The sequence below is a fragment of the Kitasatospora sp. NPDC042419 genome (genome assembly GCF_056437345.1).
Window position 1 is genome coordinate 482,866 of the sequence record NZ_JBWKAW010000001.1, and the last position, 17,448, is coordinate 500,313.

Annotated in this window: 19 protein-coding genes; 12 read left to right on the forward strand and 7 right to left on the reverse strand. The window is 74.7% G+C overall.

All coding sequences use genetic code 11. The features are described from left to right. The first annotated feature begins 23 nt into the window (after positions 1–23). From panB to AC067J_RS02145, 3 genes are all read left to right on the forward strand, one after another. The gene (gene panB / locus AC067J_RS02135) at positions 24–893 is read left to right on the forward strand and encodes a 3-methyl-2-oxobutanoate hydroxymethyltransferase (protein WP_478296031.1); all 870 of its coding nucleotides are present in this window, start codon (positions 24–26) and stop codon (positions 891–893) included. Positions 894–1,079: 186 nt separating this feature from the next. Next, positions 1,080–2,114, forward strand: a complete 1,035-nt coding sequence (locus AC067J_RS02140; protein WP_478296032.1) for an ATP-binding cassette domain-containing protein — start codon at positions 1,080–1,082, stop codon at positions 2,112–2,114. Beyond that, positions 2,111–2,941 (forward strand): ABC transporter permease, encoded by an 831-nt coding sequence (locus tag AC067J_RS02145; RefSeq protein WP_478296033.1) that lies wholly within the window; start codon positions 2,111–2,113, stop codon positions 2,939–2,941. The genes AC067J_RS02140 and AC067J_RS02145 overlap by 4 nt, the downstream gene beginning before the upstream one ends. 162 nt (positions 2,942–3,103) lie before the next feature. Here the strand turns inward: AC067J_RS02145 and AC067J_RS02150 are convergent, their stop codons facing one another. After that, a complete protein-coding gene (locus AC067J_RS02150) occupies positions 3,104–6,499 on the reverse strand; it encodes an AfsR/SARP family transcriptional regulator (protein WP_478296034.1) in 3,396 nt (1,131 codons plus the stop codon). A gap of 217 nt (positions 6,500–6,716) precedes the next feature. Here AC067J_RS02150 and AC067J_RS02155 point away from each other — a divergent pair, with 217 nt between their 5' ends. Further along, a complete protein-coding gene (locus AC067J_RS02155) occupies positions 6,717–7,532 on the forward strand; it encodes a site-2 protease family protein (RefSeq protein WP_478296035.1) in 816 nt (271 codons plus the stop codon). A gap of 122 nt (positions 7,533–7,654) precedes the next feature. On the opposite strand, the gene AC067J_RS02160 is transcribed toward AC067J_RS02155, so the two are convergent. Together AC067J_RS02160 and npdG are read right to left on the reverse strand one after the other, a co-directional pair. Next, the gene (locus AC067J_RS02160) at positions 7,655–7,858 is read right to left on the reverse strand and encodes a hypothetical protein (RefSeq protein WP_478296036.1); all 204 of its coding nucleotides are present in this window, start codon (positions 7,856–7,858) and stop codon (positions 7,655–7,657) included. 157 nt (positions 7,859–8,015) lie between these two features. Beyond that, the gene (gene npdG / locus AC067J_RS02165; RefSeq protein WP_478296037.1) at positions 8,016–8,708 is read right to left on the reverse strand and encodes an NADPH-dependent F420 reductase; all 693 of its coding nucleotides are present in this window, start codon (positions 8,706–8,708) and stop codon (positions 8,016–8,018) included. A 46-nt stretch (positions 8,709–8,754) separates the two neighbouring features. Between npdG and AC067J_RS02170 the strand changes: the two genes are divergently transcribed. Together AC067J_RS02170 and AC067J_RS02175 are read left to right on the forward strand one after the other, a co-directional pair. After that, positions 8,755–9,468, forward strand: a complete 714-nt coding sequence (locus AC067J_RS02170; RefSeq protein WP_478296038.1) for a hypothetical protein — start codon at positions 8,755–8,757, stop codon at positions 9,466–9,468. 155 nt (positions 9,469–9,623) lie between these two features. Beyond that, positions 9,624–11,006, forward strand: a complete 1,383-nt coding sequence (locus AC067J_RS02175; protein WP_478296039.1) for an MFS transporter — start codon at positions 9,624–9,626, stop codon at positions 11,004–11,006. Positions 11,007–11,023: 17 nt separating this feature from the next. Here AC067J_RS02175 and AC067J_RS02180 read toward each other — a convergent pair whose 3' ends face one another. Beyond that, complete coding sequence (locus AC067J_RS02180) at positions 11,024–11,257, reverse strand: hypothetical protein (protein WP_478296040.1); 234 nt, start codon at positions 11,255–11,257, stop codon at positions 11,024–11,026. Positions 11,258–11,356: 99 nt separating this feature from the next. On the opposite strand from AC067J_RS02180, the gene map reads away from it, so the two are divergent. Next, a complete protein-coding gene (gene map, locus AC067J_RS02185; RefSeq protein ID WP_327676507.1) occupies positions 11,357–12,202 on the forward strand; it encodes a type I methionyl aminopeptidase in 846 nt (281 codons plus the stop codon). 67 nt (positions 12,203–12,269) lie between these two features. Here map and AC067J_RS02190 read toward each other — a convergent pair whose 3' ends face one another. Next, complete coding sequence (locus AC067J_RS02190) at positions 12,270–12,971, reverse strand: bifunctional DNA primase/polymerase (RefSeq protein ID WP_478296041.1); 702 nt, start codon at positions 12,969–12,971, stop codon at positions 12,270–12,272. 425 nt (positions 12,972–13,396) lie between these two features. Between AC067J_RS02190 and AC067J_RS02195 the strand changes: the two genes are divergently transcribed. Next, a complete protein-coding gene (locus AC067J_RS02195; RefSeq protein ID WP_478296042.1) occupies positions 13,397–13,627 on the forward strand; it encodes a hypothetical protein in 231 nt (76 codons plus the stop codon). Between the two features lie 28 nt (positions 13,628–13,655). Further along, the gene (locus tag AC067J_RS02200) at positions 13,656–13,853 is read left to right on the forward strand and encodes a hypothetical protein (protein WP_478296043.1); all 198 of its coding nucleotides are present in this window, start codon (positions 13,656–13,658) and stop codon (positions 13,851–13,853) included. Positions 13,854–14,011: 158 nt separating this feature from the next. On the opposite strand, the gene AC067J_RS02205 is transcribed toward AC067J_RS02200, so the two are convergent. Continuing rightward, positions 14,012–14,668 carry a PadR family transcriptional regulator gene (locus tag AC067J_RS02205; protein WP_478296044.1) on the reverse strand — a complete coding sequence of 219 codons (657 nt, stop codon included), beginning with the start codon at positions 14,666–14,668 and terminating at the stop codon, positions 14,012–14,014. Positions 14,669–14,892: 224 nt separating this feature from the next. Here AC067J_RS02205 and AC067J_RS02210 point away from each other — a divergent pair, with 224 nt between their 5' ends. Then, entirely contained in the window at positions 14,893–15,291 is a 399-nt protein-coding gene (locus tag AC067J_RS02210) for an ACT domain-containing protein (protein ID WP_478296045.1), read from the forward strand. A gap of 155 nt (positions 15,292–15,446) precedes the next feature. Then, positions 15,447–15,707, forward strand: a complete 261-nt coding sequence (locus tag AC067J_RS02215) for a Prokaryotic metallothionein (RefSeq protein WP_327676513.1) — start codon at positions 15,447–15,449, stop codon at positions 15,705–15,707. Positions 15,708–15,728: 21 nt separating this feature from the next. Here the strand turns inward: AC067J_RS02215 and AC067J_RS02220 are convergent, their stop codons facing one another. After that, positions 15,729–16,685, reverse strand: coding sequence for an MBL fold metallo-hydrolase (locus AC067J_RS02220; RefSeq protein WP_478296046.1), 957 nt, complete (start codon positions 16,683–16,685; stop codon positions 15,729–15,731). 196 nt (positions 16,686–16,881) lie between these two features. Here AC067J_RS02220 and AC067J_RS02225 point away from each other — a divergent pair, with 196 nt between their 5' ends. Next, on the forward strand, positions 16,882–17,433 hold the full coding sequence (locus tag AC067J_RS02225) for a nuclear transport factor 2 family protein (protein ID WP_478296047.1): 552 nt from the start codon (positions 16,882–16,884) through the stop codon (positions 17,431–17,433). Positions 17,434–17,448: the final 15 nt, after the last annotated feature.

The window sequence follows — 17,448 nt, forward strand, 5'->3', positions numbered from 1 at the left end:
ACAACCCTTCAGGAGCCTGTTCGATGAACGCTTCTTCGCCTTCGCCTGCCCAGAACCAGGCGTCGACCGCCACCCTCTACGGTGGGGTCACCAACCGCCGCGTCACCGTCCGCGACCTCGCCACCGCCAAGCAGCGCGGCGAGAAGTGGTCGATGCTGACCGCCTACGACGCCCTCACCGCAGGTGTCTTCGACGAGGCCGGCACCCCCGTCCTGCTGGTCGGCGACTCCGCCGGCAACTGCCACCTCGGCTACGAGACCACCGTCCCGGTGACCATGGACCAGATCGTCATGCTGGCGGCCGCGGTCGTCCGCGGCACCAAGCGGGCCATGATCGTCGCCGACCTGCCGTTCGGCTCGTACCAGGAGTCCCCCGCGCAGGCCATGCACAACGCGGTCCGGCTGATGAAGGAGGCCGGGGTCGGCGCGGTCAAGCTGGAGGGCGGCGAGCGCAGCGCCCGCGCGATCGAGCTGCTGGTCGAGGCCGGCATCCCGGTGATGGCGCACATCGGCCTCACCCCGCAGTCCGTGCACGCGCTCGGCGGCTACCCGGTCCAGGGGCGCGGCGACGAGGCGGCCCACCAGCTGCTGCGCGACGCCAAGGCGGTGCAGCAGGCCGGCGCCTTCTCGGTGGTCCTGGAGGCGGTGCCCGCCGAGGTGGCCGCGCAGGTCACCGAACAGCTCGCCGTCCCGACCGTCGGCATCGGCGCGGGCCCGGACACCGACGCGCAGGTACTGGTCTGGACCGACATGGCCGGCATGACGGCGGGCCGGGTCCCCAAGTTCGTCAAGCAGTACGCCGACCTGCGGGCCGTCCTCGGCGAGGCCGCCCGCGAGTTCGCGACGGACGTGCGGGGCGGCACCTTCCCCGCCCCGGAGCACACCTTCCACTGACGCGCACCGCCGCCGTGGTCCGGCCGGCCGGACCACGGCGTGGGCGCCCCGGGCCGGCGACTCCGCGCGGGCCCGCCGGCCCGGCGACAGCGGCGTGACAGCGGGCCGACAGCGGGCCGCCGGCGCGACGGGGGGACGACCGGGTGCTGACAGCGGGCTGACAGCCGGGCCGGACAACCTGGTGGCATGACACGAATCGCCACCGCCCCGAACGACCGGGGGCCCGCCGCGGGGAATGCCGTCGAGGTCCGCGGCATCGTCAAGCACTTCGGCGCCACCAAGGCGCTCGACGGTGTCGACCTCACCGTCCGCGAGGGAACCGTGCTCGGCGTGCTCGGCCCCAACGGCGCCGGCAAGACCACGCTGGTCCGCGTCCTCTCGACCCTGATCAAGCCCGACGCCGGCACCGCCTTCGTCGGCGGCTACGACGTCCTGCGCCAGCCCAAGCAGCTGCGCCGCACCATCGGCCTCACCGGCCAGTACGCCTCGGTCGACGAGCTGCTCTCCGGCTACGAGAACCTCTACCTGATCGGCCGGCTGCTCGACCTCTCCCGCAAGGACGCCAAGTCCCGCGCCACCGAGCTGCTGGAGCGGTTCTCGCTCACCGAGGCCGCCAAGCGCGTCGCCAAGACCTACTCCGGCGGCATGCGCCGCCGCCTCGACCTGGCCGCCTCCATGATCGGCCGTCCCCGGGTGCTCTACCTGGACGAGCCCACCACCGGCCTGGACCCGCGCACCCGCAACGAGGTCTGGGACGAGGTGCAGCGGATGGTCACCGAGGGCGCCACCGTGCTGCTCACCACCCAGTACATGGAGGAGGCCGAGCAGCTCGCCCAGGAGCTGACCGTCATCGACCGCGGCCGGGTGATCGCCAGCGGCGGCGTGGCCGAGCTCAAGGCCAAGGTCGGCGGCCAGACCCTCCAGGTCCGCCCGACGCACCCGGCCGAACTCCCCGAGATGGCCCGCTGCCTGCACGAGAGCGGCATCGCCACGGCCACCTTCTCCGCCGACACCGGCCTGCTCTCGGTGCCCATCACCGCGGACGACCAGCTGACCGCCGTGGTCGGGGTGCTCGGCACCCGCAGCTTCGGCATAGCCGGCATCGACACCAAGGTGCCCAGCCTCGACGAGGTCTTCCTCACCATCACCGGCAAGCCCGCGGACACCGCGGGCCTCGCGGACACCGCCGCCCCCAGCCTCGTCAAGGAGCCCGTCGCATGACCACCGCCACGCTCACCCCGACGCCGGGCACCCGGAGGACGGCGGCCGAGGACGGCCGGATCGGCCCGCGTGCCAACCTCCGCCACGTCGGCGCGCTGACCCGCCGCAACCTGATGCGGATCAAGGCCGACCCGGAGTCGATGTTCGACGCGGTGCTGATGCCGATCATCTTCACCGTGCTGTTCGTCTACGTCTTCGGCGGCGCCGTCTCCGGCAACCAGGACGCCTACAAGCAGTACATGATCCCCGGTCTGATGGGCCAGACCGGCCTGACCCTGGCGATGGCCGTCGGCACCGGGCTGAACAGCGACTTCCAGACCGGTGTGATGGACCGGTTCCGCACCCTGCCGATCGGCCGGGCCTCCGTACTGCTCTCCAAGATCGGCGCGGAGACCTGCCGGGCGCTGCTCTCCTTCACGATCATGATCGTCTTCTCGCTCTGCATCGGCTTCGACCTGAACGGCGGTCTGCTGCCCACCCTGGCCGCGGTCGGACTCTCGCTGGTCTTCGGCATGTCGATCGTGTGGATCTCGATGCTGCTGGGCATGTCGCTGCGCAGCGCCCAGGCCGTCCAGGGGGTCTCCATGCTGGTGCTGATGCCGATGCAGTTCGGCAGCTCGATCTTCGCCCCGGTCGAGACCATGCCGGGCTGGCTCCAGTCCTTCACCAAGGTGAACCCGCTCTCGGCACTGGCCGACGCCTGCCGGGGCCTGATGAACGGCGAGGGCGCGGTGGCGCACCCGGTGCTCATCGTGCTGGCCTGGTCGGTCGGCATCACGGCGGTCTTCGCACCGCTCGCGGTGGCCCGGTTCCGCAAGCGGACCTGAGCGGCCACCGCCCGCCGCCGGCCCGGACATCCGAGGGGAGTGCCCGGGCCGGCACCACAGGACGGGCCGGCCGGCCCGGGGGTAGGGGACGGATCCCCCGGGCCGGCCGGTCGGATCAGCCGGTCGGCCCGGTCGGTCGGATCAGCCGACCGGGTCGGCCGGTCATGCGCCGCTCGCCAGGTCGAGCAGCGCGCCGACCTCCTTCACCGACAGCGCGCCGCCGTCGGCGAAGGCCGCCTCGAACGCCTCGTCACCGAGCAGCCCGCGCAGGCTCCGCTCGGTCCGCTCCCGCTCCACCCGGTCCAGGTGGCCGCCCTTCGGTCCGATCAGACCGGCGTGCGCACCGAGCAGCACCGCGGCCCGGCGGGCCCGTTCGCGGTCCCCGTCGCGCCGGGCGAACGAGTCCAGCACCCCGATCACCGGCGGCACCAGCATCACCGACATCTGCTCGACGAAGCCCTGCGCACGGTCCTGCACCGCCCTGAGCAGCCCGCGCCCCTCCCGGACCAGTTCCAGCCCGCGCTCCGGGTCCCCGGAGCGGGCGATGATCCAGCCCCGGCTGACCGTCAGCATCCCGCCCATCACGTCCGGGGCGAACATGCCGAGCCTGGTCCAGTTCAGCCGGTCCAGCTCGGCCAGCGCCTCCGGGTACTCGCCGCGGTGGGCGGCGAGGCCGCAGAGCATCAGCCGCCCGAAGAGCAGCGCACCGTTGGTCGCCTGGTTCTGCCCCGGCACGATCCCGTCCAGCGTCGACCGGATCATGTGCTCCCCCTCGACGAGGTCGCTGCCCAGCAGGGCGGAGCCCAGGTGCACCCGGAGCATCGGCACCTCCTGCGGCGCACCCAGCTCCTCGGCCAGCTCGATCGCCCGCCGGTACGCCTCGGCCGCCTCCTCCGAGCGGCCCTGGTTGGCCAGCGACTCGCCCCGCGCGGCCAGCGCCTGGGACATCCCCCACCGGTCGCCGGACTGGCGGAACAGCTCCAGCGACTCCTCGCCGTCCCGGACGCTCTGGTCGGCGCCGCCCGGCCAGTCGTTCATCATCTTGGCCCGGATCTGCAGGATGAACGCCAGGTCGCCGGCCGCGCCGTGCACCCGGCAGCCCTCGACGGCGTCGTCCAGCATCTCCTTCATCCGGCCGAGCTCGCCGACCAGGAAGGCCCCGAAGACCCGCATCAGCCCCGGGAAGCGGTAGGACTGCGGCAGGTCCGGGGTGTAGACCTCGATGATCCTCTGGGCGGTGGAGATCGCCTCCGGATCGGCCAGCACGTCCAGGTTCCCCTCGAACAGGCTGACCAACCGGTAGATGACGAGCGCCCGGCGGGCCTCCGCGAGGACCGCCTCGGGCATCGGCCGCGGGTACTCCAGCACCCGCAGCTCCAGCGCCACCGGCGCCGGGGTCTCCGGCGCGAACGGGTCGGGCCCGAGCGCCAGCACCGCGTCGTACCAGCCCCGGGCCTCCAGGCTGAAGCCGCGCAGCGACCAGTACCAGCTCATGCCCAGGGCGAGGACCAGTGCCTCGCCCTCGTCCCGCCGGTCGACGGCCCGGCGCAGCGCGGCCCGGATGTTGTCGTGCTCCCGCTCCAGCACGGTCAGCCAGTACGGCTGCTCCGGGCCGTGGATGCTCAGGTCGGCGTTCCGGACCAGCTCCCGGAAGTGGGCGACGTGGCGGCGCTCGGTCGCCTCCGCCTCCCCCGCCTCGGCGAGCCGCTCGACCGCGTACTCGTGGATGGTCTCCAGCATCCGGTAGCGCGGCGGGCCGTCCCCGCCGAGGTCGGCGACCAGCAGCGACTTGTCGACCAGCGACAGCAGCAGGTCGGCGAACTCCTCGTGCGGCACCTCGGTGTCGTCCGAGCAGACCGCCTCGGCGTCCTCCAGGGTCCAGCCGCCGGCGAACACCGCGAGCCGGCGCAGCACCGCGCGCTCGCGCTTGCCGAGCAGGTCCCAGCTCCAGTCGACCACCGCGCGCAGCGTCTGCTGGCGCGGCAGCAGGGTGCGGCTCCCCGCGGTGAGCAGCGCGAACCGGCCGTCCAGCCGGTCGGCGATCTGCCGGGCCGTCATCACCCGCAGCCGGGCGGCGGCCAGTTCGATGGCGAGCGGCAGACCGTCCAGGCGCCGGCAGATCTCGGCGCAGGCCTCCGGCTCGCTCTGCGGGTCGAAGCCGGGGCGGGCGGCGGCCGCCCGCTCGACCAGCAGCCGCAGCGCCACCGGGTCGGGCAGCGGCTCGACCGGCAGGACGGTCTCGCCGGGCACGCCGAGCGGCTCGCGGCTGGTGGCCAGCACGGTCAGGCCGGGGCACTCGGTGAGCAGGGTGTCGGCGAGGTCGGCGGCGGCCTGGATCAGGTGCTCGCAGTTGTCCAGGACGAGCAGCATCCGGCGGCGTCCGCAGTACTCGACGAGCCGGCGCACCGGGTCGTCGCCGCGGGGCTCGATCACGTCGGCGACCATGCTGCCGGTGGTGTGGAGGACGGTCTCGCGCAGGCCGAGCGCCGAGACCACCGCGCCCGGCACCGAGTCCGGGCGCTCCACCGGGGCGAGCTCGGCCAGCCAGACGCCGTCCGGCCAGTGCCCGGTGCTCTGCTCGCCCCGGCCGGCCTCGACCGAGAGGCGGGTCTTGCCGGAGCCGCCGGGCCCGGTCAGGGTGACCAGCCGGCTGGCCGCCAGCGCCGCGCGCAGGGCGGCGAGGTCGCTCTCCCGGCCGACGAAGCTGGTGAGGCGGCCGCGCAGGTTGCCGGCGCCGCGGGCGGGCGGTGCGGGTTCGGGCGCGGGGCCGGTCGGCGGGGTGGCGCCGGAGGCGGCCGCGGCCGCGGCTGCGGCGGACCCGCGGTCGGCCGGCCGACCGGGCTCCACGGGAGCCAGCAACTCGGCGTAGAGGGACTGCAGTTGGCGGCCCGGGTCGACACCGAGCTCGTCCGCCAGCAGGCGCCGGGTGCGTTCGTAGTGGCGAAGCGCCTCGGCGGTCCGGCCGCTCTCGTGCAGCGCCCGGACCATCAGGCACTGCACCGGCTCGTCCAGCGGCTGCTGCTCGGCGAGTTCGGCGAGCTCGGCGACCAGCTCGGCGGCCCGGCCGAGGCCGAGGTCGGCGGTGATCCGGTGCCGGCGGGCCTCGTCGCGCTGCGCCTCCAGCCTGGTGGCCGGGCCGCTGCGGTCGGGCAGGTCGGCGAGGGCCGGGCCGCGCCAGAGCGCCAGGGCGGCCCGCAGCCGTTCGGCGGCCGAGACGTGGTCGCCCTGCTCCAGGGCGCCACGGCCCTCGCCGGCCAGCCGCTGGAACTCGGCGAGGTCGGTGTCCGGGTCGGTCAGCCAGTACCCGGCCGGGCCGGAGCCGACCTGGTCACGGCCGATGGTCCGGCGCAGCCGGCCGACCAGGGTCTGCAACGCGGCCGAGGAGTCCTGCGGCGGCTCGGCGTCCCACACCTCGTCCACCAGCAGGTCGGCCGGGACCGGCCGGCCGTGCCGCAGCGCCAGCGCGGCGAGCAGCGCGCGCAGCCGTGCACCGCCGAGTGGAACCGGGGTGCCGTCGTCGTGGTGGGCGGTGGTGGTGCCGAGGATGCCGTAGTGCACCGCCCCATTCTGGTCGATCGGGGCCGTGCCCACGCACAATTGTCCGGGCCCGTTCCTCCCCCGCTCCTCTCCCGCTCCTCCGACCGGAACCCGGCGCGGGGCTCCGTACGTTCACCCGGAACGGCTTGTCCGGTGGCGGGCCCGCCCGGCATGATCGACCCTTGCCCGCAATCCGGACCCGCGCACCCCGTCCCCAGACTCCCGGAGCTCCCACGCCATGACCTTCGCCGCCACGCAGCGCTCACGCAGCGAGGACCGCCGGATCAGCCCGGTGTTCTGGGTGCTGCTCGCGATCCTCGTCACCTCCGGCTGGGCGGTCTCCCAGGGGTACGGCAACGCCCGGTTCGGCGTCTTCCTGTTCGTGGTGGCCGGCTGGATGGTCTCGCTCTGCCTCCACGAGTACGCGCACGCGCGGACCGCGCTGCACGGCGGCGACCTCACCGTCGGCGCCAAGGGCTACCTGACCCTCAACCCACTCAAGTACGCGAACGTGCTGCTCAGCTTCGTGCTGCCGATCGTCTTCGTGCTGCTCGGCGGCATCGGCCTGCCCGGCGGCGCGGTCTGGATCGAGCGGCACCGGATCAAGGGGCGGCTCAAGCACAGCCTGATCTCGGCGGCCGGGCCGCTGGTCAACCTGCTGGCGGCCGTGCTGCTCCTGGTCCCGGTGGGTGCCGGCTGGCTCGACGACCCCAAGGTGCACGCGGTCTGGAACGGCTACGAGCTGAACGTCTCGCCGCTGGCGCTGGCGCTGGGCTTCCTCGGCATGCTGCAGCTGAGCGCGACCCTGCTCAACCTGCTGCCGGTGCCGGGCCTGGACGGCTACGGGATCATCGAGCCCTGGTTGTCGCACAAGACGCGGCGGGCCATCGAGCCGTTCGCGCCGTACGGCATGCTGGCGGTCTTCGCGCTGCTCTGGCAGCCCGAGGTGAACCACTGGTTCTTCGAGGCCGTCTACGGCGTGATGGACCTGCTCGGCGTCGACCGGATCTACCCGCAGCTGGGCCACGAGCTGTTCATGTTCTGGAAGGACTGAGCCCCTGAGGCCCTGAGGCCTCGCGGTCCGGAGGCCCCACGGTGCGGGGGCCGGCGGTTCGGGGGCCCTGTGGTGCGGCCCTGTCGTGCGGGGGCCGGGGCTCCGGGAGCGGCCTGGCGCGGCTACGCGCCGGTGCTCTGCGCGGCCCGCTCGGCGGCGGCCCGGGCGATCCTCTCGCGGCGCAGGTTCATCCAGAGCACGTTGCTGGCCACACCCGCCATCGGGATCCAGATCACGCCGGGCCACCAGCCCTGCACCAGCGAGACCACGGCCGCGGCCAGCGACAGGACGACGACGATCGAGGCGAAGAGGGACGTGCGGGGCATGGCGGGAGGCTCCTAGCGCCGGTGGACGGACGGCCCCCATTGTCGCCGACCTCACCCCCGGACCGGGTCCAGGGGTGAGATCGCGTCCTCCGGGCCGACGGCCGGGGCTCCTCCCGGGCGGAATCCGGGGCGGAATCCGGCGGCCGGCCACCGCCGGTCAGACGTCGGTGATCCGCAGACCCGCGTGCGCCTTGTACCGGCGGTTCACCGAGATCAGGTTGGCGACCAGCGCCTCCACCTGGTGCGCGTTGCGCAGCCGGCCCGCGAAGATGCCGCGCATGCCGGGGATCCGCCCGGCCAGCGCCTGCACGATGTCGGTGGCGGCCCGCTCCTCGCCGAGCACCATCACGTCGGTGTCGATCCGCTCGACGGACTCGTCCTGCAGCAGCACCGCCGAGAGGTGGTGGAAGGCGGCGGTGACGCGGGAGTCCGGCAGCAGGGCGGCGGCCTGCTGGGCGGCGCTGCCCTCCTCCGGGACGAGCGCGTAGGCGCCCTGCTTGTCGAAGCCGAGCGGGTTGACGCAGTCCACCACGATCTTGCCGGCCAGGTCCGCGCGGAGCGCGGTGAGCGTGGCGGCGTGCCCGTCCCAGGGCACCGCGACGATCACGATGTCGCTCTCCCGGGCGGTGGTGGCGTTGTCGGCGCCGCGCACCCCGAGGCCGATGTCGGCCGCCGAGGCCTCCGCGCGGGCCGCGTCGCGCGAACCGATGATCACCTGCTGGCCGGCCTTGGCCAGCCGGAGGGCCAGCCCCCGCCCCTGGTCGCCGGTGCCGCCGAGGACACCGACCACCAGCTGCGAGACGTCCGGCAACTCGTGGGCCGGGTTTGTCGCTGAATCGAGGGAAGTCATGGGCCGATCCTGCCAAACCGGCGGCCCACCGGACATCCTGTCCGCCATGGACGCGGTGAGAGTTTCGGCACTCCGGGAACGGCTGGCCGGTACGGGCTGGCTGGAGGCGGTCGGCGGCTTCGCCGGCGAGTTGCGGCACGCGGTCTCCCGGCGCGGCGCGGACGGGCTGCTGCTGGTCGGGACCGAGGGCTACGAGCCCTGGCACCTGGCCGCCCACCTGGAGGACGAGGCCGCCTGGTCGGACGTCCCCCGGCTGGCCCCGACCCTGCTCCGGCACCGGGTGCCGGCCCAGGCGCCGGCGCACCTGGCGCACGGCCTGCGCCGGCTGACCGAGGCCGGGCGCGGGGCCACCGTCCTGGTGGTCGCCCCGACGGCGGCCGGCGCTCCGCTGCTGGAGCGGGTGCACGACGCCCGCCGGAACGGTGCGACGGTGCTGGCGCTGGACGGCGCCGCGCCCGTCCGGGCGGGCGGGCCGGGGGCGTCGCGCGGGCCCGGAGCCGCGGGCGAACCGGGTGGGCCGGGCGGGTTCGGCGGGCCGGGCGGGCCGGGCGGGCCGGGCGGCGGCGACGGCCTGGCCGACCTCGCCGGACTGGCGCACGGGCGGCTGGCCGTCGGGACCGCCGAGGAGGAGCCGTTCGACCTCGCCCAGCACCTGGTCAGCGCCGCCGCCGGACAGGCACCGGCCCGGCGCTCGACGCTCGACCGGCTCGCCGCCCTCGCCGGCCGGCTCACCGAGGGGCCCGCGATCAGCCGCTGGTGAGCGTCGCGGCCGCGGCGGGCGATCCGGATCGCCGCCGTCACGCCCGCGCGGAAGCCCCGGGGTGCGGCCCCCCGGGGTGCGGCCCCGGGGTGCGGCCCCGGCCGGGCCGAAAACCTGTTGCGGCCGGGCGCGGCACCCGCCGAGGATGGTCGCTCGTGAACGACTCCGACCATCCCCCGACCGGTCGGGTGCGCTCCCTGCTGCGCTCGGTCGCCCCCGACCTCACTCCCTGGCGTTCGTCCCGGGAGTTCCGCCTGCTCTGGTTCTCCGGCTGCGTGACCAGCCTGGGCAGCTTCCTGACGTACGTCGCCCTGCCGGTGCAGATCAAGGAGCTGACCGGCTCCTACGTCGCGGTCGGCCTGATCGGCGCCTTCGAGCTGGTCCCGCTGATCGTCTTCGGGCTCTGGGGCGGTGCCCTGGCCGACGCCCTGGACCGCCGCCGGCTGGTGCTCTTCGCCGAGGCCGGACTCGGCCTGCTCAGCGCCCTGCTGCTGCTCAACGCACTGCTGCCGACGCCGGTGCTGTGGCCGATCTACCTGGTGGCCGCGCTGGTCGCCGCCGCCGACGGCCTGCAGCGCCCGGCCCTCGACTCGCTCACCCCGAGGATCGTCCCGCACGACCAGCTGACCGCCGCCTTCGCGCTCAACTCCCTCTACCGAAACGTCGGTTCGGTGGCCGGACCGGCGCTGGCCGGGGTCATCGTGGCGTTCGCCGGCGTGCAGACCGCGTACGCGCTGGACGTGCTCACCTTCGGCGCCTCGCTGCTGCTGCTCGCCCGGATCCGGGCCGTGCCGCCGCCCACCGGCGCCGAGAAGCCGTCCGTCCGGGCGGTGCTCACCGGCGTGAAGTACGCCTGGAGCCGCAAGGACCTGCTGGGCACCTACGCCGTCGACCTGGTCGCCATGCTGTTCGCGTTCCCGGTGGCGATCTTCCCGTTCCTCGCCTCCGAGCTGTCCGCGGACTGGGCGCTCGGCCTGATGTACGGCGCCACGGCGGTCGGCGCCCTCGTCGTCTCGGTCACCAGCGGCTGGACGTCCCGGATCCACCGGCACGGCCGGATGCTGGTGCTGGCCGCCCTCGGCTGGGGCACGGCGATCACGCTGGCCGGGTTCTCCGGCTCGATCTGGCTGGTGCTGCTCTGCCTCGCCCTGGCCGGCGGCGCCGACCAGATCAGCGGCATCGCGCGCTCCACCATGTGGAACCAGTCCATCCCGGACGAGGTGCGCGGCCGGATGGCCGGGGTGGAGCTGCTCAGCTACTCGGTCGGTCCGCAGCTCGGCCAGGTCCGGGCCGGCGGCATGGCCGGCCTGGTCGGCGTCCGTGCCTCGGTCTGGGCCGGCGGCGTCGCCTGCGTGGTGGGCGTGGTCGCCCTCGCCACGGCCCTGCCCAGCCTGCTCGGTTACGACGACCGCACCGACCCGAACGCGGCCGCCGTCCGCGCCGAGCACGAGAAGGCCGCGGCCCTGCGCGAGGAGGCCGCGCGGGCCGAGGTCCTCCGCGAGGAGGCCGGGCGGGAGCGCGAGGACGCCGGGCGGTAGCGGGCGGGGGCCGGCGGCTACTCCTTGCCCTCGCCCTCCGGCCGGTCGGACCAGCGCGGGTCGTCCTTCCACTCCCGGTTGCGCAGCTCGGCGGTCTCCAGCGCGTGCGCCGCCTCCTCGCGGGTGGCGTACGGGCCGAGGCGGTCCTTGGCCGGGCACTCCGGCCCCTCCTCGACCTTGCCGTGCTTGATGCAGTAGAACCACTCACCGGGCTTGCCGGTCGGCCGGTTGCGGTGGAATCCCAAGGGCATGGCGGTCACTTCCCGTTCGACGGCTGCGTCGTCCCGATCATTCCCCGGCCGGACTCCATCCGCACACCCGGCGACAGGCGCTGCCATAGACTCGCGGCCATGGCTCTCGTACCCGGCATCCAGTCCCCCACCCGCAAGGTCCCGGCGAACATCGCGCGCCCCGAGTACGTCGGGAAGCCCGCCCCGACGCCGTACACCGGGCCCGAGGTGCAGACCGCCGAGACGATCGAGAAGATGCGGATCGCCGGCCGGATCGCCGCGCAGGCGATGGCCGAGGCCGCCAAGCTGATCGCGCCCGGCGTCACCACCGACGCGCTGGACGCCGTCGCCCACACGTACATGTGCGACCACGGGGCCTACCCGTCCGACCTCGGCTACCGGGGCTTCCCCAAGTCGATCTGCACCTCGATCAACGAGGTGATCTGCCACGGCATCCCGGACTCGACGGTCCTCCAGGACGGGGACATCGTCAACATCGACGCCACCGCGTACATCCACGGTGTGCACGGCGACCTCAACGCCACCTACCTCTGCGGCGACGTGGACGAGGAGTCGCGGCTGCTGGTCGAGCGGACCAGGGAGTCGCTCGACCGCGCGATCAAGGCGGTCAAGCCCGGCCGCCGGATCAACGTGATCGGCCGGGTCATCGAGTCCTACGCCAAGCGCTTCGACTACGGCGTGGTGCGGGACTTCACCGGCCACGGGATCAACACGTCGTTCCACTCCGGCCTGATCGTCCCGCACTACGACAGCGAGCGGGCCACCGAGCTGATCAAGCCGGGGATGACCTTCACCATCGAGCCGATGCTCACCCTGGGCACCTACGACTACGAGATCTGGCCGGACGGCTGGACCGTCGTCACCAAGGACCGCAAGCGGACCGCCCAGTTCGAGCACACCCTGGTCGTCACGGCGGACGGCGCGGAGGTCCTCACCCTGCCGTAGCGCGGACCCGTTCCGGCCCGGGCCGCGCCGACGGGGCGCGGCCGGGCAGGCGGGCGGCCCGGCGCGGCTAACCGATCAGCCACTGCTCCTCGGCGACCGCGCCCACCTCGGTGCAGGCGTCGGTCAGCACGTCCAGGACGCGCAGCGGGTCCGGCAGCGGCTGCTCGGGACCGCTCAGCCACCGCACCTCGGAGCCGTCCGGCAGCGCGGCCGGCGGCAGCAGGGTGTACGAGCCGCGGCAGTGCCAGCGCAGGCCGGGGTGCTCGGACATGGTGTCCGGCGTGGAGTCCAGGGCGCTCGGCCACCACTCGTCCTCGTCCACCGGGGTGCCCCGGGTGGCGGTGAAGAAGAGGTAGCGGTCCTCGCCGACGGCGGCCACCGGACCCTCGACGCCGAGCGCGGTGAGCCGCTCCAGGGCGAGCCGTCCGGCCTCGGCGGGCACGTCCAGGACGTCGTGCGCGCGGCCGGTGGCGGTGATGAAGTTGGCCTGCGGGTCCCGGGAGAGCCAGCGGGCGAGCTGCTCCGGGTCGGTGGTGGCCTGCGTCTGCCAGGCGAACGAGACGGGGTGCTGGGCCGGCGCCGGACAGGCGACCCGGTCACAGGAACATCGGTAGCCGGCCGGATGCGCGGCGGGGGCGAGCGGGAAGCCGGCGCGGACGGCGCCGAGCAGCTGGTCCAGTCTGGCGGCGGGACTGTCCGTGTCCGCCGCCCGGGCCCGCTCACGGTCACGCTTCTGCCACCAGGTCGTCCACCTGCTGCCGGATTCCATCGGGCCCCTTCCGCGCGTCGCCGTGCCTGGTGTGACACAGCGTTCGACGTACCACTCCGACGCAACGCACGGCGCCCCCCGCTGCTTCCCGGGTGGTGCTCGGCCCTGCAGTCCCGCGCCCTGCCGGCCGGAGCCGGGGTTGCCGGACGGCCGACGCCGGGGTCACGGTACGGAGTCAGGGCAGCACTACGGCTGCGGCTCGGCGGCCCGGCGGGCACGGTCAAGTGCGCCTCGCCCGGCCCGTACGGGCCCGCTGACCCGGGTGGACCCCGAGGGCGTAACAGGAAGGATAAGGGTGCGCGGGGCCTCCGGTTGACCGGGGGCGGTGCCTCTCCGGTCACACTCCCGGCACCCGGCCGTCACAGCACCTCCGCCCGACCCCCGTGCGCCGTCCGCCACCTGCGGCGGGATGAGACCCTGGTGGGGTGAAGAGTGCGGACACCGAATTCGTCGGCGGCCCCCTGGACGGCCGGATCCTCCCCATCCCGCTGGGGCCGATGTACGGCGTGCCCAAGAAGTACACCGTGCCGGTCCCCTCGCACGGGGACGGTCCGGCGCGCACACTGGTGTACGTCCGGGCCAAGCAGCAGCGGGGCACCCGCTGGTACTGGCGCTACGAGTACGACGAGGCGGCCACCGCCCGCGCTTCCGGGTGACGGCCGCCCCCCTGGCGGGAGGACGGCGATGGCGAGGACCGCACGGCACCCCAGGACCCGCGCCCAGTCGGTGGCGCTCCACAACCGGCAGGTGGCCGGCGTCACCGCCGGACTGCTGGTGCTGATCAGCGCCTACAGCGCGGTGCTCGGTTCCAACGGCTGGCTCTGGTTGGGCTGGACGGTGCTGCTGCTCGCCAGCGTGGCACTGTTCGCCATTCGGGCCTGAGCCCTCCTGCCGCCTCGTGCCCTCGCCGCCCCGCCACCCGTCCCGCCCTTCCGGCGTTCCGGCGTTCCGGCGTTCCGGGCCGCGAGCGGCCGCACCGTCCACCGTCCCCCGGCCGGGGCCGGTCGTCCGCGGTCGTCTCCCGCGGACGCCGGTCGCGGTCAGTCCTCCTCGGCCAGGATCAGGTACAGCTTCTTCCGGGCCTCGGTCAGCACCGCCAGACCCTTGGCCCGCTGCGCCTCCGTGCCGGTCGCCATGACCTGCCGGACGGCCTGCTCCACCGCGCCGAGCGCCTGGCCGACCTCCTGGACCGCGGCCCAGTCGACGTCCTGGCCGGCCTCGGCCCACGGCTCGTCCGGCCCGGCGTCGGCCTCGGCGCGGCCCGCCTCGGTGAGCGAGACCAGCCGCTTGCCGCCGACCTCCTCCGCCGTGATCAGGCCCTCCTCCTCCAGCAGCTGGAGGGTCGGGTAGACCGAACCCGGGCTGGGCCGCCAGGCCCCGCCCGACCGCTCGGCGATCTCGGCGATCATCTCGTAGCCGTGCATCGGCCGCTCCTTGAGCAACGCCAGCAGCGAGGCACGCACGTCCCCGCGCCGCGCCCGGCCGCGCCGGCCGCGCGGCCCGAAGCCGCCGGGCCCGCCGAAGCCGCGGGCCCACGGGGGCCCGGGCGGCCGGCCCGGTCCGCCGACGAACGGCGGCGGCCCGAACGGGCCGAACGCCTCGCGGCCCTCGAAACACTCGCCGGGCAGGCCGGCGAAGTCCGGACCCCGGCGGCGTCCGCCCCAGGGGCCCTCTTCACGGAATCGTCCTGGACGCATGGCACCCACCTCCCGTTTCCGGCCGCTGGAACGCGACCGTACAGACGATCGTTCGGGACAGTCGAGTTACTGTCTCGATAACTCGACGATATATCGCTGACTGTCGGCCGTCAACGCTTCCGATACGGTCGCCGACGGCCGACGGCATGCCGGGACGACGCACCGGGGCGACATGCCCCGGCGGTACGGCCGCGGCCTGCGGCGGAGCCACTACGGTGACGGGCATGGCCGGAGAACGAGACCTCGCGACACTGCTGCGCGGGATGCGCCCGCAGCTCAACCCGGGGCGGTACGTGTACTGCACGCTGCCCGCCAAGGTGCCCGCCGGCATGCGGCCGGTGGTCACGGTCGCCGAACCCGAAGGGGTGACGGTGGTGGTGGCCCAGGAGGAGGCCGACGCGCTGGGCCTGCGCTACGAGTACGTGGCCGCGTGGATCACCCTGCAGATCCACTCGGCGCTGGAGGCCGTCGGCCTCACCGCCGCGGTGGCCGGCCGGCTGGCCGAGGACGGGATCAGCTGCAACGTGGTGGCCGGCTTCCACCACGACCACCTCTTCGTCGCCGCCGACGACGCCGACCGCGCCGTCCGCGCCCTGGAGGAGCTCGCCGCCCGGCCCGCCTGACCGGGCCGGGCGCGCCTCGCGCGACGCGACCACCCGACCGCCGCGACCGCCTGACCGGGTGCGCCGGGTGGCCGCGCCCCGAGGGGGCTCCGAGACTGGGAGGGCCGGGCACCCGCCCGGCCGGTCAGCCCCGCTCCGGAAGGGAGTGCGCCACCATGGCCACCTGCGTCACCTGCGGCAACGACTACTGGCTCGCCTTCGAGATCAAGACCGTCACCGGCGACGTCTACACCTTCGACAGCTTCGAGTGCGCGATGGAGAAGCTGGCCCCGCGCTGCGAGCAGTGCCAGGTCCGGATCGTCGGCCACGGCGTCGAGGTGGCCGGCATGTTCTTCTGCTGCGCCAACTGCGCCCGCGTCAACGGCGGCCTCGGCACCCAGATCCGCGACGCCGTCGGGGCCCACCCCACGTCCTAGGGCGCCCGGAGGCCGGCCGGGTCAGGCGTGGCAGGCGGGCAGGCCGCCGAGGTGCTCGACCATCTCCCGGAACGACGCCAGCACGTCGATCGGGGCGCCCGGGGCCGCGCCCTCGCGCTCGGCGGCGGCCCGGTGCAGGTTGGAGACCAGCCGTTCGGCGTCCAGCAGGTCGGCGAACGGGCCGGACGCGGCGTCCCGGGCCGCCGCCAGTGCGGTCAGCCCCGCATCGGCCGCCTCCGCCGCCAGGCCCTGCACCCAGCGCAGGTAGGCGATGTTCCGCTCGATCAACTCCGGCCCGCCGACCGGCCCGTGGCCCGGCACCACCACCTCGGGCCGGAGCGCCGCCAGCCGCTCCAGCGCGGCCAGCGAGCCGGACACCGAGCCCATCAGCACGTACGGCGTGACCCCCGACATCACCAGGTCCCCGGCGAACAGCACCCGGCGCTCGGGGAGCCAGACCACCGTGTCGTTGGTGGTGTGCGCCGGCCCCGGGTGGAACAGCTCCACCCGGAGCCCGCCGACGTGCAGGGTGAGTGCGTCCCGGTAGGTGAGGGCGGGCAGCCGGACGCCCACCGCACCCCACTCGACCTGCGGGAAGAGGCCCTGGAGGCCGAGGCCGGCGAGCTCCGCCTGCACCCGGGTCTCCCGGTGCGCGACGACCACCGTGCGCGGGTCGAACAGCACGTTGCCGAAGGTGTGGTCGCTGTGGTGGTGGGTGTTGACCAGGAGGCCGGGCTCGCCGGGCGCGACCTCGGCGATCGAGGCGCGCAGCAGCCTGGTCCGGCGCTCGGTGGCGGCGGTGTCGACCACCAGGGTCTCGCCCTCGGAGACCACGATGCCCGCGTTGTTGAGGCACCAGCCGCCGTCCGGCTGGACGTGCGCGTAGACACCCGGGGCCAGCTCCGCCAGGACCGGGGCCGGGGTCGGCGGCTCGCGGCGGTCGGTACCGGTCGGGCGGGTGGACGGCGCGGCGGTCATGGTCGCTCCCGGTGCGGCGGCGGAGGGGCGGGCGGGGCAGCCCCGGTGGGGCCCGGTCAGCCTCGCAGGGCGTGGTGCAGCCGCCCTGGAGGTCCGGTCCAGGACGGTTGGACCGGGCCTCCAGAACGCTCTGCGACGGTCGGTGGCGACGGCGGACCGCGCCCGGCGGTACGCGGCACGGGACGGAGGAACCACCGTGGCACCCACCACGCACCCGCAGACCGAGGTCCGGACCGGATCCGGGGGCCGGACGGACACGGCCCTGCGGTACACCGAGATCCTGGAGCTCTACGCCCGCCAGGCCTGGCAGTTGGACGGCTTCGACGCGGACGGGTTCGCGGCGACGTTCACCGCGGACGCCTCGTTCACCCACGTGTCCAGCGGCGAGGTGCTGGTCGGACCGGCGGCGATCGCGGCGGCCGTCCGCCGGGTCGCCGAGCGGCGGGCCGGCGCCGTCCACCGGCACTGGTTCTCGCAGTTGCTGGTCGAACCGGCGGAGGACGGCGCCGCACCGGACGCCGAAGGGGGCGTGGCGGACGGCGAGGAGGGCGCGGCGGACGGCGAGGAGGGCGCGGCGGACGGCGGCGCGGTGCGGGCCCGGTACTACGCGATCGTCAGCGTCACCGGGAAGGACGGCGCGGTGGCCTGGGACCCGAGCTGCGTCGTCGAGGACGTGCTGGTGCGGCGGGGCGGGCGGTGGCTGACCGCCGAGCGGGTGGTCCGCCGGGACGACCTGCTGCTGCGCTGAGCGGGCCCACCCCTG